Below are 20,669 nucleotides of genomic sequence, written 5' to 3'. Positions count from 1 at the left end.
CAGCCAAGCAAAAAGCCGGCAAATGCCGGCTTTTTGCTTGCTTCTTGCGATGACCTGTCGCGTATCGCCCGGAAGATTCGTAAGGGAATCGAGAGTGGATCAGTGCAGCGTGCGCGGGCTTTCGCCTTCGCCGTCGTCGTCTTCGTCGACGACTTCGATGCCCGAGGCACCGTGGGCGTGGCCATGCTCGACTTCGTCGTCGGTGGCTTCACGCACTTCGGAAACTTGCAGCCAGAAACGCAGGGCCATGCCGGCCAGCGGGTGGTTGCCGTCAAGCACCACCTTGTCTTCCGCCACATCGGTCACGGTGTAGACGATCGTATCTTCATCGTCGCCGTCTTCGGGTACGCCCTCGAACTGCATGCCAACTTCGAGCGGCTCGGGGAAGCGGTCACGCGCTTCCACCTTGACCAGTTCAGCATCGTAGTCGCCAAATGCGTCTTCGGGTTCGAGCTGCAGCTGGGTTTCGAAACCGACGTCGTGGCCGTCCAGCGCTTCCTCGATCTTGGGGAACGTGCCATCATAGCCGCCGTGCAAATAGACCATGGGCTCATCGGACTCTTCGATCAGATTGCCCTGCGCGTCCGACAGCTTGTACATCACGGACACCACCGTGTTCTTAGCGATTTTCAATTCTTGACTCCATGAGCGATTCCGCATTATACGCGCAGGCCCTGCCTGCGGGACCCATTGATCCTGACGCGCCGCTCACGCTGCTCGGGGGCATGACACCCGCGGCATTCATGCGTGACGTCTGGCACCGCAAACCGTTGCTGATTCGACAGGCCGTGCCTGGAATCGTGCCCCCAGTGTCGCGCGAAGCGCTTTTGGAACTGGCGGACCGCGACGATGTGGAATCGCGGTTGGTGTCGTACTTTCGCAACCGCTGGAAGCTCGAACATGGACCCTTCTCGGAGGACAACCTGCCGTCACGAAAGACTGGCAAGTGGTCCCTCCTGGTCCAGGGCGTGAACCTACACAACCAGGCCGCGGCAGACCTGATGAGCCAGTTCCGCTTCGCGCCCGATGCACGGCTCGATGACGTGATGATCAGTTACGCGACCGATGGCGGTGGCGTGGGACCGCACTTCGATTCCTATGACGTGTTCCTGCTGCAGGTATCGGGCCGGCGCCGCTGGCGGATTTCGTCACAGACAAAGCTCGACCTGATCCCCGACATGCCGCTCAAGATCCTCGCCGACTTTACCGCCGAAGAGGAATGGGTCCTGGAGCCAGGCGACATGCTCTACCTGCCGCCGCAGTATGCGCATGACGGCGTGGCCGAAGGCGAGTGCATGACCGCATCCATCGGCTTCCGCGCCCCCACCTACCGTGAACTCGCCGGGCACTTTCTGGCCTGGTTGTCCGAGACCGTGGAAACCAACGAAGGGCTCGATGGCCGCTATGCCGACGCAGGCGAAAAGGCCACATCGACCCCGGCAAAGCTCCCGGCCGGGCTGGCCCGCGCCGTGACGGAGCGGCTACAGGCACTACGCTGGAACGCCGCCCTGGTCTCCGAGTTCCTGGGCAGCCACCTCTCCGAGCCCAAGGCGTCGGTGCAGTTCAACGAGGTCGAAGAGATCACGTTGAAACAGTACATGAAGCTGGCCAAGGCGCATGGCGTGGTCCTTGCTCCCGGTACGATTGCGCTCTACGACCGCACGAGCTTTTTCCTCAACGGTGAAGCCTACGAGCCGCCGCCGACGCTTGCGATGTGGCTGCAACGTCTGGCGGACAATCGTCAACTGACCGCAAAGGAAGTCAACGCATGCGCTTCACTGCCGGACCTGATGGACACATTTCATGACTGGACCATGGAAGGTTGGCTGCAATTGGCACCTCCTTCGGTGTAATAATGCGTAACAGGGCGAACCAGAAGATTTCGGCTATACACAAGCCGGGGAAACGCGGATATAATCGCCCGCTGGCTAGTACTGTGGACCACTGCACGGTCGGCACCCGGGAGAGCCTATATTTGCAGTACAAGAGCGATAATTACCGGTAATTATTCATCGCCTGTTTTCGTTTTATTAAAAGTTAAAGGACGAACAATGAAGAAGTCTCTCCTGATCGCATCCCTGCTGGCTGCAGTTGCTCTGGCCGCCTGCGGCAAGAAGGAAGAAGCAGCTGCTCCGGCCGCTGACACGGCAGCTTCGGCTCCGGCTGCTGCCGCTCCGGCTGCTGACGCATCGGCTCCGGCCGCTGCTCCGGCTGCTGACGCATCGGCCCCGGCCGCTGACGCCTCGGCCCCGGCTGCTGACGCTTCGGCTCCGGCTGCCAAGCAGTAATCGGATTCTTCCGATAAAAAAGCCGACCTTCGGGTCGGCTTTTTTATTTCCGGATTATGCCGGAACCCCACCAAATACAAGGTTGCCGACTGCAGGATTATGACCGCACGGACTGCCAGCCCAACCCCTCGTCCTGATCCGCGATGAGAATGTCCTGAGCCAGGACACCCAGCACCCCAGCGAGCGCATCCCCCACCAGTTCTCGCGTGTTGTTCTGCTTGCTCAAATGGGCCGCCACCACGCCTGAGAGCTGTGGATGGTTGACCTGGGACAGAATGCTGGCAGCGATGTCATTCGCCAGATGGCCGAAATCGCCGCCGATGCGACGCTTCAGCGAGTACGGATAGACCGAATTGCGCAACATTTCACGGTCATGATTGCACTCCAGGACGAGTGCATGAACGCCCGCCAGCCGCGCCGTCACATACGGCGTCTCCATGCCCGCATCGGTGAGCACACCCAGTCGCACCTGGCCATCGGTAAGTACAAATTGCAATGGCTCGCGCGCATCGTGCGGCACTGTATAGGGGTGGATCTGCAAGCCGCCGACGGAGAACGCGTGGTCGGCGCAACACACCCGGACATCCGCCGCGTCGGCGCCTCGCATGTGCGAGGTCGCCAGCCAAGTCCCATGGCTCGTATGCACGGGCAATTTGTGACGGGCTGCGAACGCGTACGCCGAGCCGACATGGTCGCCATGCTCATGCGTGACGAGCACCGCGTCGAGCTGATCCGGCGTGACGCCCAACCGCTCCAGCCGCCGCGCAGTCTCCTTGATGCCAAAACCGCAATCGAGCAGCACCCGCGTGACCGCGGTGCCTTCCGTGGCTTCTATCAGCAGGGAGTTGCCGTCGCTGCCGCTCCCCAAAAAAGCAAAGCGCATCATCGATGCGCTCGCTGGGGAAGATGCGCGACGGCGGGCGCCGTCGGCATCGAACCAATACAAACTACGGTCATCAGTGCAGCTGTTCGTCGAGCAGCGACAGAATCCGCTTGCCGATCTCGGTGTTCTCCGGCTGGCCGGCATCGTTCTGCACAGTCACCGTGGTGCCCGTACCGCTGCCCTTCAGCGACACGCGATACTTCTTCGCGGTCTTGCCATCGTTGGCCTTGGTGAAGATCTTCGAGAGGAAGCCACGATCATCCACAGCCTGCTTCGGGTCCACGTAGCGCACGTAGTACAGGCCCTGCGCACGGTCGCGGTCTTCCACTGTGAAGTTCACGCGGTCGAGCGAAAGACCCACCGAACGCCAGGCGCGATCGAACGGCTCCGGCAGTTGCAGCGCCGGAGCGCCATTGACCTGCGACAGGAACGACTTGCCGTCGCCCTGGCTGGCCGCAGCGCCCGTAGCAGCGCTGGCGGCAATGCCGGTCGCTGCGCCCGACGGTGCCGGCGCAGCGGCTGCTGCGTTGCCCACCGGGGTCGGATTCTTGGCCATCAGGTTGGCCTGTTCCTTCTGCACGCCGAGGCGCTGGGCCAGACGCGAGAGGAATTCGGCTTCCAGTTCCGGATCTGCCGGACGCGGCGTCCAGACGGTCGACGACTTGTCGACGCCCGTCAGTTGCTCCTGCGCACCGCGGTGGCTGATGAACACTTCGAGCTGGCCGTTCTGGGCACGCTCGACGCGCGTGCGGAACTTGTCGCGCTCAGACGTCGAGTACAGGCCGTCGAACACCTTGCCGATGGTGTTGCGGATGATGTCCTGCGGAATCTTGGCGCGATTTTCCGCCCAATCCGTTTCCATGATGCCGGTCTGCGGCGAATCCTGTGTCAGCAGGAAGCCGTTTTCCTGCCAGAAGCCGCGCAGCGACTCCCACAGCTGATCGGCACGCATGCCGTTGCTGACCACGAGCCAGCGCTGATTGCCGTCGCGCTCCATGCGGATGCCCTGGGCGTTCGGCAGCACGTTGGCGCCGGGTTCGGCTTCGCGAGTCTTGGTGGCCTGCTGGTAGTTCGACAGCGTGGACGTGCCCGCAGCGTCAGGCACCGTGTAGCGGCGGTCGCCATCCAGCTTGGTCAGGTCCGGCGGAATGTCCAGCGATGCGGTCTTCTTGCCCTGGGACTTGTAGTCGATCTTGTCGGGCTGCATGGCCTCGTTGATGCTGCTGCAGCCAGCGGCCAACAGGGTCAGGGCCAGCACGGGCGCAACCACGGCGACACGGCGGACTTGCGTCGCGCCGCGACGGTTAAGCTTCTGTTTCATTGACACGTAATCCTGGTTTCAAGAATCGGCGAATAGCCGAACGTTCAGCCGGCGAATCTCAGCCAAGCAGGCCGGCCGCTGCCAGCGCGCGGCGCACGGTTTCATGCTGCCCCTCAGCCAGCGGGGTCAGCGGCAGGCGGATACCGCCGGCCATCTTGCCCATCTGCTGGAGTGCCCACTTCACCGGAATCGGATTGGCTTCCACGAACATCGCGCGGTTCAGGCCGATCAGTTCCATGTGCAGGCGGCGGGCCGTGACGACATCGCCCTTCAGTGCCGCCACGCACATCTCATGCATCTTGCGCGGCGCCACATTGGCGGTGACCGAGATATTGCCATGACCGCCCAGCAGAATCAGCGCCACTGCGGTGGGGTCATCGCCACTGTAGATGGCGAAGCCTTCCGGGGCGTCCTTGATCAGTTGCGCGGCGCGGTCGATATTGCCCGTGGCTTCCTTGACACCGACGATACCCGGTACCTGCGCCAGGCGCAGGATGGTGTCGTTGGCCATGTCCGCAACGGTGCGGCCAGGCACGTTGTACAGCAGCACGGGCAGTTCCACGGCTTCCGCAATGGTGCGGAAATGGCGGTACATGCCCTCCTGGGTCGGCTTGTTGTAGTACGGCACGACCTGCAGCGATGCATCGGCACCCACCTGCTTGGCGAAAGCCGTCAGTTCGATGGCTTCGCGCGTGGAGTTGCCACCGGTGCCGGCGATGATGGGCACCCGGCCCGCAGATTGTTCGACCGCCACGCGGATCAGTTCGCAGTGCTCCTCGACGTTGACCGTCGGCGACTCGCCCGTGGTACCCACGATCACGATGCCATCGGTGCCTTCTGCCGCGTGCCAGTCGATGAGGGCGCGCAAGGCCGGGTAATCCAGGCTGCCATCCTCATGCATCGGGGTGACGATGGCCACGATGCTGCCGGTAATCTGTGTCATAGCTCAAGGAATCGGAAATTCGAAACAACCGGGATTGTACCGGAACCGTCAGGCGCTCCGGACCCCCGAGGATGAGGGAAAACGTGAGCACGCGTAACCGCTGGTCCGGCCAGCGGCACAAGGGGCGCGCGGGCGCGTCACCCGGGCAGTCGGTAGCGTGGCGGTGCCGCCGCGCCAGAAGCGTCGCCGGCCTCGGAAACCGCACAAATCCGCTGCACGAAGGCCAGTTTCGGCGACTCCACCAGACCGTCCTCGAAACCCACGACGCGCAGCCGCCCATGCGTCACATCGAGCAATTCGCCCGGCTTCAGCAGGAACTCGGGCCGGGAGGGTTTGCCAATCGTCTCGTTGCCGGCGGCGAAGGTTTCATAGATCAGCACGCCGCGCGGCGCCAGCGCATCGAGCAGGTGTGCCCAGAGCGGCCTATGCAGATAGTTCGTGACGACGATGGCATCGAAAGTACCCGCATCCGCCAGCGGCCAGCTACCCAGTTCGAGGTCCGCCACCCGCCCTTGCACGGATGCAGGCAGGCGGGCGATCGCTTCGGCATCGCGGTCCACAGCCAGCACGCGGAAACCCTGTTCGGCCAACCAGGACGCGTGCCGGCCGTTGCCGCAGGCCAGGTCAAGCACCCGGCCGCCCGGCTGGATCAGGTGGGTCCAGCGGACCAGCCACGGTGAGGGCACGGTGGGTGGGACAGGCGTGGGATGCAGAAGCGTCATGGGGACAAACCGGGGAAATTCGATTGTCGAGAAGGCGGCGGCGTTACTGAAGAACCATCAGCACGGGTTTCAGCATCAGCTCGACCATCGACAGCAGCACGGTCATCACGGGCTGCATCCAGATCTGCGTGATCACTCCGGCCGCCACCAGCGCCAGCACGATGAAAATACCGTATGGCTCGACCTTGCCCACGGCTTCGGCGGCGCGGCGCGGCAGGAAGGCGGTCAACACCCGGCCGCCGTCGAGCGGGGGAATCGGAAACAGATTGAACGCGGCCACTACCGTATTGACGATGATGCCGGCGCGCGCCATCTGGCTCCAGAACGGCTCCTGCACATGACCCACCGCCAGCGCCAGGGCAACCAGCGCCCACAGGAACGCCTGGATGATATTGCTGGCCGGACCCGCCAGCGCTACCCACATGCCATGCCAGCGCGGATTGCGCAGGTGGCTGAACACCACCGGCACGGGCTTGGCAAAGCCGAACACGAACTGGCCGGCCGTGAGCACATACAGCAGTAGCGGAACGGCCACCGTGCCGATCGGATCGATATGGCGAATCGGATTCAGGCTCACGCGGCCCAGCAGCCAGGCCGTGTCGTCGCCGAAGTATTTCGCCACGAAACCATGGGCGGCCTCATGGAGCGTGATGGCCAGCAACACCGGCAGGGCATAGACCGCAATGGTCTGGACGATCGAGGAATCCATCAGGTCATTCTAGAGGGCTGGTGACCAGCATAACTGCCGGCCGTGTCGGCGCATTGTGCGGTATGTATCAAATAACGGGATGGATCAGCGCCGCATGGGCGCCCTTTCAAACGGCGGCATCCAGACCAAAACGCTCGATATCGCCCCGTCCGGCGCGGATCAGCTCGGGCTCACCACCGGTCAGGTCGATCACGGTGGTGGGCTGCGCCGGCGCTGCGCCGCCGTCGATCACCAGATCGAGCTGCCTTTCGAGCCGTGCCCGGATCTCGGCCGGATCGTTCATGGGCGCCTCGTCCCCCGGAACCTGCAGCGTCGCCGAAATCAGTGGCTGACCCAACTCCGCCAGCAGCGCCAGCGGAATCGCTTGGTCCGGCACCCGCACGCCGATTGTCTTGCGCGCGGGATGCGATAACCGTCGCGGCACTTCCTTGGTGGCTTCGAGGATGAACACGTAGGGCCCCGGCGTAGCACCCTTGATCCAGCGGTACTGCCGGTTATCGACCCGCGCAAAGTTGCCGAGTTCCGACAGATCGCTGCACATCAACGTCAGATGATGCCGGTCGTCAATACCGCGCAGCCGGCGCAGGCGCTCCACGGCTGCCTTGTCGTCAAGCGGGCAAGCCAGCGCGTAGCTGGAGTCCGTGGGCAGCGCGATCAGGCCGCCCTGGCGCACGATCTGCGCAGCCTGCTTGATCAGGCGCGACTGCGGGTTGTCGGGATGGATCTCGAAGAACTGTGACATGAAGCGCGGAAATCCCCAGCGTACGTTGGATGCGTTGGATGGCTTACCAGTTGTGCCAGATCGGCGTGACGGTCGAGGGCAGCGGCGGCAGCGTCCCAAGTTCCACGCGGCCCTCGCCGGGTCCGTGGAAATCGCTGCCGCGCGAGGCCATCAGCCCGTAGTGCCGCGCCACGTCGACATACCGCCGGTACTGGTCCGGTGTATGGCTGCCGGTGACCACCTCCACGGCGCGGCCACCCAGTTGCGTGAACTCATCGAATAGCGCGTCGTGCTGGGTATCGGTGTAGTTGTAGCGGCCCGGATGCGCCATGACCGGAATGCCGCCCGATGCGCGAATCCAGCCGATTGCCTCGGCGAGCGTGGACCAGCGGTGCGGCACGAAGCCCGGCCGGCCTTCCGAGAGATATTCGCTGAACACATCGCTGATGGTCTTGCAGTAGCCTTCGTCTACCAGCCAGCGCGCAAAGTGGGTGCGCGAAATCAGGTCAGGGTTACCGACATGGCGCAGGGCGCCCTGGTAGGCGTCGGCAATGCCGATCTTCGCCAGCGCCTCACCGATATCCTGCGCACGGCGCGCACGGCCATCGCGCGTGCGCGCCAGCCCGTCAATCAGTTCCGGATGGAACGGGTCGATCTGCAGGCCCACGATATGCACGGTTTGCCCGGCCCACGTGACCGAGATCTCGACGCCGGGCACATAGCGCATGCCGAGTGCCTCGGCGGCGGCGCGCGCCTCGGTCTGGCCGCCCACTTCGTCATGGTCGGTCAACGCCCAGAAGGCCACTCCGCCTGCGTGCGCCCGTGCGGCCACCTCGGCGGGCGCGAGCATCCCGTCGGACACGGTGGAGTGGCAGTGCAGATCGGCGTTGATGGCGTGGGGGTTTTGCATGGCGATCATTCTACTCCCGGCAGGGGTTTTTGGCCCTGTCGCTAGCGGTGGCGTTGTACGGATGGCGAACTAGCGCGAGGTATGATGGGCGCCTGTTTCGCTCTGCCCTGCCTCTGCCATGTCCGCCACTTCCTCCGATACTTCCGACACCACCCAGACCGACGTACTGATCATCGGTGCAGGGCCGGTCGGCCTGTTTGCGGCCTTCCAGGCCGGCGTGCTGGGGCTGCGCTGCGAGCTGATCGACGTGCTGGACCGCGCGGGCGGTCAATGCACCGAGCTCTACCCTGAAAAGCCCATCTACGACATTCCGGCCGTGCCAGGCTGCCTGGCACAGGATCTGGTGGACCGGTTGCTCGAGCAATGCGCGCCATTCGATTTTCCGATGCACTTTGGCCAGCGCGCCGAATCCGTGACCGACATCACCGGCGCCGACGACCACCCGCGCCTGCTGGTGACCACGGATACCGGCAAGCGCTTCGACGTGGCGGCGGTGCTGATCTGTGCCGGCGCCGGAGCTTTTGCGCCGCAGCGCGTCTCGCTGCCCGAGGCCGCAGCGCTGGAAGACCGTCACGTGCATTACGCCGTGCGCGATGTTTCGCGCTTCTCCGGCAAGCGTGTGATCGTGGCCGGTGGCGGCGATTCCGCGCTGGACTGGGCCATGGCGTTGCGCAAGGTGGCCTCGCGCGTGACGCTGCTGCACCGTCGGGAGGGTTTCCGTGCAGCCGATCACACGGTGAACGCCATGCGTGCATCGGTAGCGGCTGGCGAGATGGACTTCGTAGTCGGCATGCTAGGCAGCCTGCAGACCGATGACGCAGGCGCGCTGGCGAGCGCGGGCATCAAGTCGCGCGATGGCGACCAGACGATTGCCGCCGACGAACTCGTGGCGCTCTATGGACTGGTATCCGAACCTGGTCCGATCGCCCACTGGGATATCGACATGCACGCAGGCCGCATCCATATCGACAACACCACAACCTATGAAACCTCGCGTCGCGGCATCTTTGCGGCGGGGGATATTGCGGTGTATCCGAACAAGCAGAAGCTGATCCTGTCGGGCTTCCATGAAGCTGCGCTGGCGCTGCGTAAGGCGTACCACTACGCCTTCCCCGACAAGGCGCTCGTGCATATGCATACGAGCAACAATCCGGGGTTGAAGGCGAAGTTGACGCAGTAATCTCCTCGCGGAACTAACTCCCCTCTCCCGCGCGCGGGAGAGGGGTTGGGGGAGAGGGCCGGAGGTTCTGCTTGCCAGCTTGTCGCAATTTGAAATGCTGGCCCTCTCCCCCGCCCCTCTCCCGCCATGCGGGAGAGGGGAGAAAACCGCCGGCAAACTAGGGCTCCAAAAACCCCTCGATCAACCCCGCCACCACCTTAGGCTGGTCGTGGTGCAGCATGTGCCCTGCATCCTCCACGATGACCTCCCTGAAGTCCGGGAACGCGCGGAAGCGCTCCCTGAATTCCTCGATGCTCTGCTTGTGGGCGATGTGCTTGAGCGTCTCCGAGTCTCGCGCTTCCACGTGCAGCACCGGCGCTGTGACCTTTTCCCAGATGGCCATGATCTCGTCGATCCGGTACAGCGTGGGATTGGTCATCTTGTGCGCGGCGTCGCCAAGGATCTCCCAACGGCCCTCATCGTTACGACTCGACCAGTGCGTGGCCAGAAAGGCGGCGCGGTCGTCGGGCAGTCGTGGGTTGGTCTTCTGCAGCCGCGCGGCCACCGCGGCCTGGCTCTCGTAGGTTTTCAGCACCGGCGCCTCGCGCAGTTCGTCGAGCCAGCGCGCCAGGCGGCCTGGCGCCTGGTCCGGACGCGTGCGCGTGAGTCCGAAACCCTCCAGGTCCACCACGCGGCGCACCCGCTCTGGCCGCACGCCGGCATAGATGCAAACCACGTTGGCGCCCATGCTGTGGCCCACCAGATCCACCTGCCCTTCCGGCTGATAGTGGTCGAGCAGCGCTTCGAGGTCGGCCACATAGTCCGGGAACCAGTAAGACCGCGTGCCGGGATGGCGCGTGGGGTATTCGGTCTCGCCAAACCCGCGCCAGTCCATCGCAATGACGTGCCAGTCGCGCTGGAGTTCATCGACCAGGAACTGGAACGAGGCCGCCACATCCATCCAGCCATGCAGCATGAAGAGTTTGGCCGCGCCGGGTTGTCCCCAGTGGCGGACGTGCGTGCGCAGCCCACGCAGCGTGATAAATTCGGAACGCGAAGTTTCCGTGATGGTCATGGTGTCTACCCTCGGTGCCCGGGTCTTCTGATGCGCGTGCAGCGGTTGGGTATCCACCGCACAGCCGCCCGGATAAAAAATAGAACGATCGTTCGCTCGGCGGATTATAGCCACAACAGCGGCCCGCCTGCAGCGACACGAACCAGACACACAGGAGACCATGGCATGACTGCCTTGCCGGCCACGCGTCGTGACGACTATCACGCGCTGCATGACTCGTTCCGCTGGAACGTGCCCGAAACCTTCAATCTGGCCGAAGTCTGCTGCGGCCGCTGGGCGCGCGATCCCGCCACGGCGGACCGTATCGCCGTGCACACCGAGCACGAGGACGGGCGGCGTGCCTCCTACACCTACGCGCACATCCAGGCCGAGGCCAACCGGCTGTCTCGCGCGCTGCGCGAGCTTGGCGTGCAGCGCGGAGACCGCGTGGCCATCGTGATGCCGCAACGCATCGAGACCGTGATCGCCGGCATGGCCGTCTACCAGCTTGGTGCCGTGGCCATGCCGCTGTCGATGCTGTTCGGCCCGGAAGCGCTCTCCTACCGCATCGACCATAGCGAAACCCGCATTGCCATTGCCGACGAGACCTCGATCGACAACCTGCTGGCCGCCCGGCCCGATTGTCCGACGCTGAAGACCATCATCGGCGTGGGCAGCGCCATCGGACGCGGCGATGTCGACTGGGACACCCTGCTCGCCGCGCAGCTTCCCGAGTTCACCGCCGAGCAGACCAAGGCAGATGAAGCCGCCGTGCTGATCTACACCAGTGGCACCACCGGCCCGCCCAAGGGCGCGGTGATTCCGCACCGCGCGCTGATCGGCAATCTGACCGGCTTCGTCTGCTCGCAGAACTGGTATCCGCAGGACGACGATGTGTTCTGGAGCCCCGCCGACTGGGCGTGGACCGGCGGCCTATGGGATGCGCTGATGCCCGCGCTGTACTTCGGCCGACCGATTGTCGGTTATCAGGGCCGCTTCACGGCCGAGCGCGCGTTCGAACTGCTCGAACGATACGGCGTGACCAATACCTTCCTGTTCCCCACGGCGCTCAAGCAGATGATGAAGGCGTGTCCGACACCTTCGGACAAGTACGACCTCAAGCTGCGCGCGATCATGAGTGCCGGCGAGGCCGTGGGCGAGACCGTGTTCACATGGTGCCGCGATGCGCTCGGCGTGATCGTCAACGAGATGTTCGGCCAGACCGAGATCAACTACATCGTCGGCAACTGCACGGCGCAATACGATGACGATCGCCTGGGATGGCCCGCACGCCCCGGCTCGATGGGACGTCCCTACCCTGGCCACCGCGTGGCCGTGATCGACGAGGACGGCAAGCCCTGCCCGCCCGGCGAGGACGGCGAGGTGGCGGTCTGCGCCACCGATATCCACGGGCATCCAGACCCGGTGTTCTTCCTTGGTTACTGGAAGAACGACACCGCCACGGCGGGCAAGTATTCGGAATATGGCGGCCTGCGCTGGTGCCGCACGGGCGACCTCGCGCGCATCGACGCGGATGGCTACCTCTGGTATCAGGGCCGCGCCGACGACGTGTTCAAGTCATCGGGCTACCGGATCGGGCCGAGCGAGATCGAGAACTGCCTGCTCAAGCATCCGGCGGTATCGAACTGCGCCGTGGTGCCCTCTCCGGACCCGGAGCGCGGTGCCATCGTCAAGGCGTTCATCGTGCTGACACCGGCCGTGGCACGATCCTTCGACAACGACGCGGCGCTGGTAGCCGAACTGCAGCAGCATGTGCGCGGTCAGTTGGCGCCGTACGAGTATCCGAAGGCCATCGAGTTCATCGACCAGTTACCGATGACCACAACTGGCAAGATCCAGCGCCGCGTGCTGCGGCTGCAGGAACAGGAGCGCGCGCAAAAGACGCAGGGCTCGGCGAGCGCCTAACCTGCCGAGGCTTCGAGCCAGGCCAGTTCATCCTCGTCGAACCCGGCCGCGCGGCGGGCGTCGAGGTTGAACGGGCCGCGCAGCTTCGGCGCCTTGTACTGTTCCGACAGTTGCGCGTAGGTAGCCACCGGTTCCAGGCCGCGCTGCGTGCAGAGCCAGCGGTACCAGTGGTTGCCGATGGCGACGTGGCCCACCTCGTCGCGCAGGATGATGTCGATGATGGCGGCGGCAGCTTCATCGCCCGCCTCGGCCAGTTTGGCGCGGACCGGTGGCGAGGCGTCCAGTCCGCGCGCCTCCAGCGTGCGCGGCACCAGCGCCATGCGCGCCAGCACATCGCCCGAAGTCTTGTCGGTCATTTCCCAGAGGCTGTTGTGCGCCGGAAAATCGCCATAGCTGGCGCCCAGTGTCTCCAGGTGATCCGCCAGCAACGAAAAGTGATATGCCTCCTCGTCGGCCACGCGCAGCCAGTCGCGGTAATAGTCCGTCGGCATCCCGTGGAAACGCCACGCCGCATCGAGCGCGAGGTTGATCGCGTTGAATTCGATATGGCAGAGCGCGTGGATCATGTTGGCCCGGCCTGCCGTGGTGTGGATGGAGCGGCGCCGCGTGACCTGCTGCGGCGGCACCAGTTCGGGGCGCTCGGGCCGGCCCGGGAGTGCCAGGGATGGGTCCGCCACGAGGACGTCATCGGCGTCCACTACGGTTTGCCCGTTACCCAGCGCCGCATAAAGCTGGCGCGCGGCGACGGCCTTGGCCCTGGCATCGGTCATGCATAGCACCGTCAGGGCTTGTCGGCGCGCCGAAAGTGGCGATTCGGCGGGGTGGACGGGTGCAATCACTGGCATAGGCGTAAAATTCGGGAAGCCGCCATTGTAGAGCCTCGCCGGCACGTCGCCGGTGGCGAATCCGGCCCAGCCCCAGGCTCTTTTAATCGGCGCGGCCATCCCCAATTACACGCATCAGGCAGGAGACCCCATGGCGCTTTACCAGCTCGGCGATATCGCCCCGTCCATTCACGAACACGCCTATGTGGCGGCAGAAGCCACCATCATCGGCAACGTGACGCTCAAGGCGCGCGCCAGCGCATGGCCGGGCGTGGTGATCCGTGGCGACAACGAGCCAATCGTCGTGGGCGAGGACACCAATATTCAGGAAGGCTCCGTGCTGCACACCGACCCGGGCCGTCCGCTGACGCTGGGCAACAAGGTGTCGGTAGGCCACCAGGCCATGCTGCATGGCTGCACAGTGGGTGAAGGCTCGCTGATCGGTATCCAGGCCGTGGTGCTCAACGGCGCCGTAATCGGCCGCGAATGCCTTGTTGGCGCCGGTGCCGTGATTACCGAGAACAAGGTGTTCCCGGACCGCTCGCTGATCCTGGGCGCGCCCGCCAAGGTGGTGCGCGAACTGACCGATGACGATGTGGCCAACCTCTATCGCAACGCCGAAACCTATGCGAAGCGACAGGCCGTTTACAAGACCGAACTCAAGCGCATCGGCTGACGCCGAGCGCATCAACGCAAGAAAGACAGACCCGTGACCGCTTCCTCGAATCCCGACACCCTCCAGAAATTCCTGTTCGACGCGGCTCCCGTGCGCGGCGAACTGGTCCGCATGGAGGCCACCTGGCAGGAGGTGTTGAACCGCAACGCCTATCCGGCGCCAGTGCGCCGCCTGCTGGGCGAGATGATGGCGGCTGCGGCGCTGCTGTCGGCCAACCTCAAGTTCAATGGCGCCCTCATCATGCAGTTGCACGGCGATGGTCCGGTGCGCATGCTGGTGGTGGAGTGCCTCTCCGACATGTCGATGCGTGCCACCGCCAAGATCGCCGAAGATGCCGAACTGGCCGATGACGCTACGCTGAAGCAACTCGTCAATGTGCATGGCAAGGGCCGCTTCGCGATCACACTCGATCCGCAGGACAAGCTGCCGGGGCAGCAGGCTTACCAGGGCATCGTGCCGCTGGCCGACGAACACGGTCCGCTGGCCACCATGACCGAGGTGCTCGAACATTACATGCAGGCGTCGGAGCAGCTCGACACACGGCTCTGGCTGGCCTCGAACGATCAGGTTTCTGCAGGCATGCTGCTCCAGAAGCTGCCGTCGTACGGCGGCACGATCGAAGCCCAGGTTGGGGAAACAGGCGCCCCGCTCGACGAACAGGGCCGCGCGCAGGACCTCGACACCTGGGACCGCGCCTGCCAGCTCGGGGCCACGCTCAAGGAAGAGGAGTTGCTGGCGGAATCGCCCGATACGCTGATTCGCCGGCTGTTCTGGGAAGAACTGGAAAACGCCGGCCTGCGCGTCTTCGAGCCGATGACGCCGCACTTCCAGTGCTCATGCTCGCGCGAACGTGTGGGCGCCATGCTGCAATCGCTGGGCCGCAACGAGATCGAAGGCATCATCGCCGAACGTGGTGAAGTGGAAATCCATTGCGACTTCTGCGGCCAGCGGTATGCGTTCGATCCCGTAGATGCGGCGCAGTTGTTTACGGCGCCGGTGGCAACGGGTGCGGGGGAAGGGGCGAAACAGCAGCATTGATCTGCCGCTTGCCGATGTCTTGCTCCCCTCTCCCATAGGGAGAGGGGAGAAAACCGAGAGCGTAGAGAAACGCACCGTACGGAACCCCACACAGGGTTCCGCGGGTCCAATGGCATGCTTGGTATCTGGCTGCCGAAGGAGTCCGACATGACAGCGACAATTCGTTGCACTTCCCTGCTGACCGCTGCTGCGGCCCTCGCCATCCTTGCCGGATGCGCGGCGCCCGTGCCGCGCGATATGGATGGTGTGCCGGCCACGGCGCGCCTGGCACCGGGATCGATCCCGCCGGCCCCGCTCAGCGAGGCCGAACGCCAACGACTATCTGCCCAGAACCAGCAAATCCTGCGCGAGCAGGCCACGGTGATGGCGAGCGAACAGCAGGCCGCAGCCTGGAGCCGCGCGGCGTACGCGTATCCGAATACCAGCTTCAGCCTGTTCTACGGCGGATGGGGTGGTGGAAATTGGGGCGGCGGCGTGGGAATCAGCTCACCGGGGTATGGCGGATACGGATGGGGTGGATACCCCTATGGCTGGTGGTAAGCGGCGACAGGTAAACGATTCTGGCGTCGTTGCGCGGCCTTGCCAGAACCGCTTCGCTTCGTTTGCCTGTCGCCGCTAGCCGGCTATGGCTTCCGAAAACTAATGACCACCCCGTCCGGCGACTGAGTTCGGCGGAGGCGGCAGTGGCGGCGTGGCGCTGACCTTCGGGGCCGGGGCCACGAACTGGACGAAGACTTCACTGTCCTTGACCATGCCCAGCTCGTAGCGGGCACGTTCCTCGATGGCGCCCGTACCGTCCTGGAGGTCCTTGACCTCCCCTTCCAGCTTGGCATTGCGCAGCTTGAGCGCCTGGTTGTGCGTGGCCTGTTCGTTGACCTGGCGATTCAGGTCCCATACGCGCAGCCAGCCACCCTTGCCCAGCCAGAGCGGATACTGGATGGCAATCAGCAACACGAACAACAGCAGGGAAATCAGGCGCATCGGGGCACAGGCGCTAGGGACAAGCCCCGCGGACAGGGCGATCTGGATCGGCACCAATGATCCACCAAGCGGCCGAAGATTGCAAAACAAAAGACGCTACAAAGCGAAACAACGACTCAATACTGTTGCAAATGTCGCGCGCCAATGAAAAACGCCGCCCTGAGGCGGCGTTTTTTCTGACATCAGCGCAGGTTGTAGAACGCGCTCTTGCCCGGGTACGTGGCGATATCGCCCAGGTCTTCCTCAATGCGGATGAGCTGGTTGTACTTGGCGATACGGTCCGAACGCGACAGCGAACCGGTCTTGATCTGACCAGCGTTCGTGCCCACGGCGATGTCGGCAATCGTGCTGTCCTCGGTCTCGCCCGAACGGTGCGAGATCACGGCCGTGTAGCCGGCGCGCTTGGCCATTTCGATGGCGGCGAACGTCTCGGTCAGCGTACCGATCTGGTTGATCTTGATCAGGATCGAGTTGCCGATGCCCTTGTCGATGCCTTCCTTCAGGATCTTGGTGTTGGTCACGAACAGGTCGTCACCCACCAGCTGCACGCGCTTGCCGAGCTTGTCGGTCAGCGTCTTCCAGCCTTCCCAGTCGCCTTCGGCCATGCCGTCCTCGATCGACACGATCGGGAACTTGTCGCACAGGTTGGCCAAGTAGTCGGCGAACTGCGTCGACGACAGCTTCAGGCCTTCGCCTTCCAGTGCATAGACGTCTTCGGCTTCGTGGTAGAACTCGCTTGCGGCGCAATCCAGCGCCAGCAGCACGTCTTCACCGACCTTGTAGCCAGCCTTTTCCACGGCCTGGACGATCGTGTTCAGGCATTCCTCGTTCGACGAGAAGTTCGGTGCGAAGCCGCCTTCGTCGCCCACGGCCGTCGACATGCCCTTGTCGGCCAGGATCTTCTTGAGCGCGTGGAACACTTCGGCGCCGCAACGCAGGGCTTCACGGAAGCTGGTCTGCGACACGGGCATGATCATGAATTCCTGGATATCCAGGCTGTTGTTGGCGTGCGCGCCACCGTTGACGATGTTCATCATCGGCACCGGCATCTGCATGGCGCCCGAACCGCCGAAGTAGCGGTACAGCGGCAGGCCAGCCTCTTCGGCAGCGGCCTTGGCCACAGCCATCGACACGGCCAGCATCGCGTTGGCGCCCAGGCGGCCCTTGTTCTCGGTGCCGTCCAGTTCGATCAGCGTGCGATCCAGGAACGCCTGCTCGGAAGCGTCCAGGCCCATGATGGCCTCGGAGATTTCGGTGTTGATGTGCTCGACGGCCTTCAGCACGCCCTTGCCCAGGTAACGCGACTTGTCGCCGTCACGCAGTTCGATGGCTTCGCGCGAGCCAGTGGACGCGCCCGACGGCACAGCCGCACGGCCCATCACGCCCGATTCCAGCAGCACGTCGCATTCGACGGTGGGATTGCCGCGCGAGTCCAGAACCTCGCGACCGATGATATCTACGATTGCACTCATATTTCCTCTCAGGACTGTTGAATCTTGCCAATCTGCTGCGTCATGACGCGCTCAGGATGCCCGACAAATATGTCAGGCGCCTTCCACCACGATCATGTTCATCTTTGCGGCATGCTCGCGCGACTTGCGGGCGGCCAGGTATTCCTCGCTCGCGTAAAACACCTTGGCGGCGTCGTAGCTGGGGAACTTCAGTACCACCACGCGCGTGGGCGCCCACTCACCTTCGAGCGGCTCCGTCTTGCCGCCGCGCACCAGTACCTCGGCGCCGTGGGCCTGCATGGCTCGCGACGACAGCACCTTGTACTGCTCGTATTGCTGGGGGTCCGTCACGTCGACGTACGCGATGATATAACCGGCGGCCATCCGTTATCTCCAAAGCTTTTGTATTGTCTTTCGATACTGTTGCATTCGCTTTGATGCAACCTCAAGCGACACCGCCCGCGACAGGCGCGGGCGGCGGTTACTGCAGGCTGACTCAGGCGCAGGCTGGCCAGCCGAAGTTGTCTTCGAGGAAGCCGGCGCGCTTGGTCAGCGCATCGAGGTCCTTCAAGACGGAGAGCAGTTCCTTCATGCGCGACAGCGGCACGGCGTTCGGACCATCGGACATGGCCTTGCTCGGGTCCGGGTGGGTTTCCATGAACAGGCCAGCCACGCCCGTGGCCACGGCCGCACGCGACAGCACCGGCACGAACTCGCGCTGGCCGCCGCTGCTGGTGCCCTGCCCGCCCGGCAACTGCACCGAGTGCGTGGCGTCGAACACCACCGGCGCATGGGTCTCGCGCATGATCGCCAGCGAGCGCATGTCCGAGACCAGATTGTTGTAGCCGAAGGAGACACCGCGTTCGCAGGCCATGAACACGTCATCGGGCAGGCCAGCTTCGCGTGCAGCGTCGCGGGCCTTGTCGATCACGTTCTTCATGTCGTGCGGGGCCAGGAACTGGCCCTTCTTGATATTCACCGGCCGGCCGCTCTGGGCGCAGGCGCGGATGAAATCCGTCTGGCGGCACAGGAAGGCCGGCGTCTGCAGCACGTCCACCACGGCGGAAACCGGCTTGATCTCGTCGATCTCGTGGATATCCGTGAGTACCGGCACCCCAATCTCGCGCTTCACCGTGGCCAGGATCTCCAGACCCTTCTCCATCCCCAGTCCACGGAACGACTTGCCCGACGAACGGTTGGCCTTGTCGAACGAGGACTTGTAGATGAACGGGATACCCAGCGCGCTCGTGATTTCCTTGAGTTGGCCAGCCGTATCAAGCGCCATCTGCTCGGACTCGATCACGCACGGGCCCGAAATCAGGAAGAACGGCTTGTCGAGGCCAACGTCGAATCCACACAGTTTCATGGCTGTCTCCTTCGTCGCGGGCCGTCAGGCGCCCTTGCGTTGCTGCGAGGCCAGCGCGGCTTCCACATACGCCTTGAACAGCGGATGACCGTCGCGCGGCGTCGAGGTGAACTCCGGGTGGAACTGCACGCCAACGAACCAGGGGTGCATCGACTCCGGCAACTCCATCATTTCCGGCAGGTTCTCGGTCGGCGTACGCGCCGAAATCACCATCCCGGCGCCTTCGAGCTGCGGCACGTAGTGGTTGTTGACTTCGTAACGGTGACGATGGCGTTCGTTGACTTCGGCACCATAGATCTGCGCGGCCTTCGTACCGGCCTTGACCGGCACGCGCTGGGCGCCCAGGCGCATCGTGCCGCCCAGGTCGGAATCGGCCGAGCGTTGTTCGACCTTACCTTCACGGTCCAGCCACTCGGTGATCAGTGCCACCACCGGATGCTCGGTTTCGAGGTTGAATTCGGTCGAGTTGGCGTCCGTCATGCTGGCCACGTGGCGCGCGAATTCGATCACGGCCAGCTGCATGCCCAGGCAGATGCCCAGGTACGGCACCTTGTGCTCGCGGGCATACTGAATCGCGCGGATCTTGCCTTCCGTGCCGCGCTTGCCGAAACCGCCCGGCACCAGGATGGCGTCCAGCGGCTGCAGCACTTCGAGGTGACCCGATTCGAGTTCTTCCGAATCGATGTACTCGATGTTCACGCGCGTTGCGGTGTGCATGCCGGCGTGGCGCAGCGCCTCGATCAGCGACTTGTACGACTCGGTCAGGTCGACGTACTTGCCAACCATGCCGATCGTGATTTCGTGCTCGGGATTTTCCTGCGCCTTGACCAGCTTCTGCCACATCGACAGATCGGCCGGCTTCGGATCGAGGCGGAGTTCCTCGCAGATCAGGCGGTCGAGGCCCTGCTCGTTGAGCATCTGCGGAATCTTGTAGATGCTGTCGGCGTCCCACACCGAGATCACGGCGTCTTGCGGGATGTTCGCGAACAGCGAGATCTTGGCGCGCTCGTCGTCGGGAATCGGACGGTCGGCGCGGCACAGCAGTGCCGTGGGCGAAATACCGATTTCGCGCAGCTTCTGCACCGAGTGCTGGGTCGGCTTGGTCTTCAGTTCGCCAGCGCTGGCAATGAACGGCACCAGCGTCAGGTGCACGAAGGCGCAATGGTTGCGGCCCATGCGCAGGCTCATCTGGCGCGCGGCTTCGAGGAACGGCAGCGATTCGATATCGCCCACCGTGCCGCCGATTTCCACAAGTGCCACGTCGGCCTTGCCATCGTGCGAGGCGGCTGCGCCGCGCTCAACGAACGCCTGGATTTCGTTGGTGATGTGGGGAATGACCTGCACGGTCTTGCCGAGGTACTCGCCACGACGTTCCTTGCGGATCACCGATTCGTAGATCTGGCCAGTCGTGAAGTTGTTCGACTTGCGCATCTTGGCCGAGACGAAGCGCTCGTAGTGGCCAAGATCCAGATCGGTTTCCGCGCCATCTTCCGTCACGAACACTTCGCCGTGCTGGAAAGGGCTCATCGTGCCGGGATCGACGTTGATGTAAGGATCGAGCTTGAGGAGGGTGACTTTGAGGCCGCGCGACTCGAGAATGGCCGCGAGCGAAGCAGCAGCGATGCCCTTGCCGAGAGAAGAGACGACGCCACCGGTGACGAAGACGAATTTGGTCATAAACCGAGCTTGCCGGGGAA

22 protein-coding genes are annotated in these 20,669 nt (G+C 63.9%); 7 read left to right on the top strand and 15 right to left on the bottom strand.

From position 1 onward, the window contains the following. Positions 1–99: 99 nt before the first annotated feature. Positions 100–633: a peptidylprolyl isomerase gene (locus tag GA566_RS05185; protein ID WP_137926277.1), complete on the bottom strand. Its 534-nt coding sequence runs from the start codon at positions 631–633 to the stop codon at positions 100–102. An 11-nt stretch (positions 634–644) separates the two neighbouring features. On the opposite strand from GA566_RS05185, the gene GA566_RS05180 reads away from it, so the two are divergent. Then, positions 645–1,853 (top strand): cupin domain-containing protein, encoded by a 1,209-nt coding sequence (locus tag GA566_RS05180; RefSeq protein WP_171020441.1) that lies wholly within the window; start codon positions 645–647, stop codon positions 1,851–1,853. A 198-nt stretch (positions 1,854–2,051) separates the two neighbouring features. Next, positions 2,052–2,288 carry a hypothetical protein gene (locus GA566_RS05175; RefSeq protein ID WP_084003951.1) on the top strand — a complete coding sequence of 79 codons (237 nt, stop codon included), beginning with the start codon at positions 2,052–2,054 and terminating at the stop codon, positions 2,286–2,288. 97 nt (positions 2,289–2,385) lie between these two features. Here GA566_RS05175 and GA566_RS05170 read toward each other — a convergent pair whose 3' ends face one another. The 7 genes from GA566_RS05170 to GA566_RS05140 form a co-directional block, all read right to left on the bottom strand. Beyond that, on the bottom strand, positions 2,386–3,174 hold the full coding sequence (locus GA566_RS05170) for an MBL fold metallo-hydrolase (RefSeq protein WP_137926276.1): 789 nt from the start codon (positions 3,172–3,174) through the stop codon (positions 2,386–2,388). Positions 3,175–3,244: 70 nt separating this feature from the next. Further along, positions 3,245–4,492 (bottom strand): outer membrane protein assembly factor BamC, encoded by a 1,248-nt coding sequence (gene bamC, locus GA566_RS05165; protein ID WP_137926275.1) that lies wholly within the window; start codon positions 4,490–4,492, stop codon positions 3,245–3,247. A gap of 58 nt (positions 4,493–4,550) precedes the next feature. Then, on the bottom strand, positions 4,551–5,435 hold the full coding sequence (gene dapA / locus GA566_RS05160) for a 4-hydroxy-tetrahydrodipicolinate synthase (RefSeq protein ID WP_160471876.1): 885 nt from the start codon (positions 5,433–5,435) through the stop codon (positions 4,551–4,553). A 137-nt stretch (positions 5,436–5,572) separates the two neighbouring features. Next, positions 5,573–6,157 (bottom strand): bifunctional 2-polyprenyl-6-hydroxyphenol methylase/3-demethylubiquinol 3-O-methyltransferase UbiG, encoded by a 585-nt coding sequence (locus GA566_RS05155; protein ID WP_137926273.1) that lies wholly within the window; start codon positions 6,155–6,157, stop codon positions 5,573–5,575. 43 nt (positions 6,158–6,200) lie between these two features. Next, positions 6,201–6,866, bottom strand: coding sequence for a site-2 protease family protein (locus GA566_RS05150; protein WP_137926272.1), 666 nt, complete (start codon positions 6,864–6,866; stop codon positions 6,201–6,203). 106 nt (positions 6,867–6,972) lie between these two features. After that, positions 6,973–7,608 (bottom strand): L-threonylcarbamoyladenylate synthase, encoded by a 636-nt coding sequence (locus tag GA566_RS05145; RefSeq protein ID WP_137926271.1) that lies wholly within the window; start codon positions 7,606–7,608, stop codon positions 6,973–6,975. A 43-nt stretch (positions 7,609–7,651) separates the two neighbouring features. Beyond that, positions 7,652–8,497 (bottom strand): 3',5'-nucleoside bisphosphate phosphatase, encoded by an 846-nt coding sequence (locus GA566_RS05140; protein ID WP_137926270.1) that lies wholly within the window; start codon positions 8,495–8,497, stop codon positions 7,652–7,654. A 118-nt stretch (positions 8,498–8,615) separates the two neighbouring features. On the opposite strand from GA566_RS05140, the gene GA566_RS05135 reads away from it, so the two are divergent. Beyond that, positions 8,616–9,677, top strand: a complete 1,062-nt coding sequence (locus tag GA566_RS05135; RefSeq protein ID WP_160471874.1) for an NAD(P)/FAD-dependent oxidoreductase — start codon at positions 8,616–8,618, stop codon at positions 9,675–9,677. A gap of 157 nt (positions 9,678–9,834) precedes the next feature. Here GA566_RS05135 and GA566_RS05130 read toward each other — a convergent pair whose 3' ends face one another. Further along, positions 9,835–10,731 carry an alpha/beta fold hydrolase gene (locus tag GA566_RS05130; protein ID WP_137926268.1) on the bottom strand — a complete coding sequence of 299 codons (897 nt, stop codon included), beginning with the start codon at positions 10,729–10,731 and terminating at the stop codon, positions 9,835–9,837. Between the two features lie 165 nt (positions 10,732–10,896). Here GA566_RS05130 and GA566_RS05125 point away from each other — a divergent pair, with 165 nt between their 5' ends. Next, the gene (locus GA566_RS05125; protein WP_160471872.1) at positions 10,897–12,636 is read left to right on the top strand and encodes an acyl-CoA synthetase; all 1,740 of its coding nucleotides are present in this window, start codon (positions 10,897–10,899) and stop codon (positions 12,634–12,636) included. On the opposite strand, the gene GA566_RS05120 is transcribed toward GA566_RS05125, so the two are convergent. Beyond that, entirely contained in the window at positions 12,633–13,481 is an 849-nt protein-coding gene (locus tag GA566_RS05120; RefSeq protein WP_160471871.1) for a ferritin-like domain-containing protein, read from the bottom strand. The genes GA566_RS05125 and GA566_RS05120 overlap by 4 nt on opposite strands. A gap of 130 nt (positions 13,482–13,611) precedes the next feature. Between GA566_RS05120 and GA566_RS05115 the strand changes: the two genes are divergently transcribed. The 3 genes from GA566_RS05115 to GA566_RS05105 all read left to right on the top strand — a co-directional run bounded on the left by GA566_RS05115 (position 13,612) and on the right by GA566_RS05105 (position 15,714). Next, complete coding sequence (locus GA566_RS05115) at positions 13,612–14,136, top strand: gamma carbonic anhydrase family protein (protein ID WP_160471869.1); 525 nt, start codon at positions 13,612–13,614, stop codon at positions 14,134–14,136. 33 nt (positions 14,137–14,169) lie between these two features. Then, positions 14,170–15,174: an Hsp33 family molecular chaperone HslO gene (locus GA566_RS05110; RefSeq protein ID WP_160471867.1), complete on the top strand. Its 1,005-nt coding sequence runs from the start codon at positions 14,170–14,172 to the stop codon at positions 15,172–15,174. 147 nt (positions 15,175–15,321) lie between these two features. Beyond that, the gene (locus GA566_RS05105) at positions 15,322–15,714 is read left to right on the top strand and encodes a hypothetical protein (protein ID WP_137926263.1); all 393 of its coding nucleotides are present in this window, start codon (positions 15,322–15,324) and stop codon (positions 15,712–15,714) included. A gap of 99 nt (positions 15,715–15,813) precedes the next feature. On the opposite strand, the gene ftsB is transcribed toward GA566_RS05105, so the two are convergent. The 5 genes from ftsB to GA566_RS05080 all read right to left on the bottom strand — a co-directional run bounded on the left by ftsB (position 15,814) and on the right by GA566_RS05080 (position 20,649). After that, positions 15,814–16,155, bottom strand: a complete 342-nt coding sequence (gene ftsB / locus GA566_RS05100) for a cell division protein FtsB (protein WP_137926262.1) — start codon at positions 16,153–16,155, stop codon at positions 15,814–15,816. 182 nt (positions 16,156–16,337) lie between these two features. After that, a complete protein-coding gene (eno, locus tag GA566_RS05095; RefSeq protein ID WP_101681942.1) occupies positions 16,338–17,627 on the bottom strand; it encodes a phosphopyruvate hydratase in 1,290 nt (429 codons plus the stop codon). A 72-nt stretch (positions 17,628–17,699) separates the two neighbouring features. Continuing rightward, positions 17,700–17,990 carry a DUF1330 domain-containing protein gene (locus GA566_RS05090; RefSeq protein WP_137926260.1) on the bottom strand — a complete coding sequence of 97 codons (291 nt, stop codon included), beginning with the start codon at positions 17,988–17,990 and terminating at the stop codon, positions 17,700–17,702. Positions 17,991–18,102: 112 nt separating this feature from the next. After that, positions 18,103–18,972: a 3-deoxy-8-phosphooctulonate synthase gene (gene kdsA / locus GA566_RS05085; protein ID WP_137926259.1), complete on the bottom strand. Its 870-nt coding sequence runs from the start codon at positions 18,970–18,972 to the stop codon at positions 18,103–18,105. A gap of 24 nt (positions 18,973–18,996) precedes the next feature. Further along, positions 18,997–20,649, bottom strand: a complete 1,653-nt coding sequence (locus tag GA566_RS05080) for a CTP synthase (protein ID WP_137926258.1) — start codon at positions 20,647–20,649, stop codon at positions 18,997–18,999. Between the last annotated feature and the right edge of the window lie 20 nt (positions 20,650–20,669).

The sequence above is a fragment of the Cupriavidus sp. SW-Y-13 genome, assembly GCF_009793345.1.
Lineage (GTDB): Bacteria > Pseudomonadota > Gammaproteobacteria > Burkholderiales > Burkholderiaceae > Cupriavidus.
Note: the sequence above shows the minus strand (reverse complement) of the source record. Positions and strands in the feature narration are given on the sequence as shown.

Bases quoted from the DNA above. Each gene is read 5' to 3' on its own strand.
- GA566_RS05090 (WP_137926260.1), bottom strand. From the start codon at position 17,990: ATGGCCGCCGGTTATATCATCGCGTACGTCGACGTGACGGACCCCCAG.
- GA566_RS05120 (WP_160471871.1), bottom strand. From the start codon at position 13,481: ATGCCAGTGATTGCACCCGTCCACCCCGCCGAATCGCCACTTTCGGCG.
- GA566_RS05145 (WP_137926271.1), bottom strand. From the start codon at position 7,608: ATGTCACAGTTCTTCGAGATCCATCCCGACAACCCGCAGTCGCGCCTG.
- GA566_RS05105 (WP_137926263.1), top strand. From the start codon at position 15,322: ATGACAGCGACAATTCGTTGCACTTCCCTGCTGACCGCTGCTGCGGCC.
- GA566_RS05180 (WP_171020441.1), top strand. From the start codon at position 645: ATGAGCGATTCCGCATTATACGCGCAGGCCCTGCCTGCGGGACCCATT.
- GA566_RS05175 (WP_084003951.1), top strand. From the start codon at position 2,052: ATGAAGAAGTCTCTCCTGATCGCATCCCTGCTGGCTGCAGTTGCTCTG.
- ftsB (WP_137926262.1), bottom strand. From the start codon at position 16,155: ATGCGCCTGATTTCCCTGCTGTTGTTCGTGTTGCTGATTGCCATCCAG.
- GA566_RS05125 (WP_160471872.1), top strand. From the start codon at position 10,897: ATGACTGCCTTGCCGGCCACGCGTCGTGACGACTATCACGCGCTGCAT.
- eno (WP_101681942.1), bottom strand. From the start codon at position 17,627: ATGAGTGCAATCGTAGATATCATCGGTCGCGAGGTTCTGGACTCGCGC.
- dapA (WP_160471876.1), bottom strand. From the start codon at position 5,435: ATGACACAGATTACCGGCAGCATCGTGGCCATCGTCACCCCGATGCAT.
- GA566_RS05150 (WP_137926272.1), bottom strand. From the start codon at position 6,866: ATGGATTCCTCGATCGTCCAGACCATTGCGGTCTATGCCCTGCCGGTG.
- GA566_RS05115 (WP_160471869.1), top strand. From the start codon at position 13,612: ATGGCGCTTTACCAGCTCGGCGATATCGCCCCGTCCATTCACGAACAC.
- GA566_RS05155 (WP_137926273.1), bottom strand. From the start codon at position 6,157: ATGACGCTTCTGCATCCCACGCCTGTCCCACCCACCGTGCCCTCACCG.
- GA566_RS05130 (WP_137926268.1), bottom strand. From the start codon at position 10,731: ATGACCATCACGGAAACTTCGCGTTCCGAATTTATCACGCTGCGTGGG.
- GA566_RS05140 (WP_137926270.1), bottom strand. From the start codon at position 8,497: ATGCAAAACCCCCACGCCATCAACGCCGATCTGCACTGCCACTCCACC.
- bamC (WP_137926275.1), bottom strand. From the start codon at position 4,492: ATGAAACAGAAGCTTAACCGTCGCGGCGCGACGCAAGTCCGCCGTGTC.
- kdsA (WP_137926259.1), bottom strand. From the start codon at position 18,972: ATGAAACTGTGTGGATTCGACGTTGGCCTCGACAAGCCGTTCTTCCTG.
- GA566_RS05170 (WP_137926276.1), bottom strand. From the start codon at position 3,174: ATGATGCGCTTTGCTTTTTTGGGGAGCGGCAGCGACGGCAACTCCCTG.
- GA566_RS05080 (WP_137926258.1), bottom strand. From the start codon at position 20,649: ATGACCAAATTCGTCTTCGTCACCGGTGGCGTCGTCTCTTCTCTCGGC.
- GA566_RS05135 (WP_160471874.1), top strand. From the start codon at position 8,616: ATGTCCGCCACTTCCTCCGATACTTCCGACACCACCCAGACCGACGTA.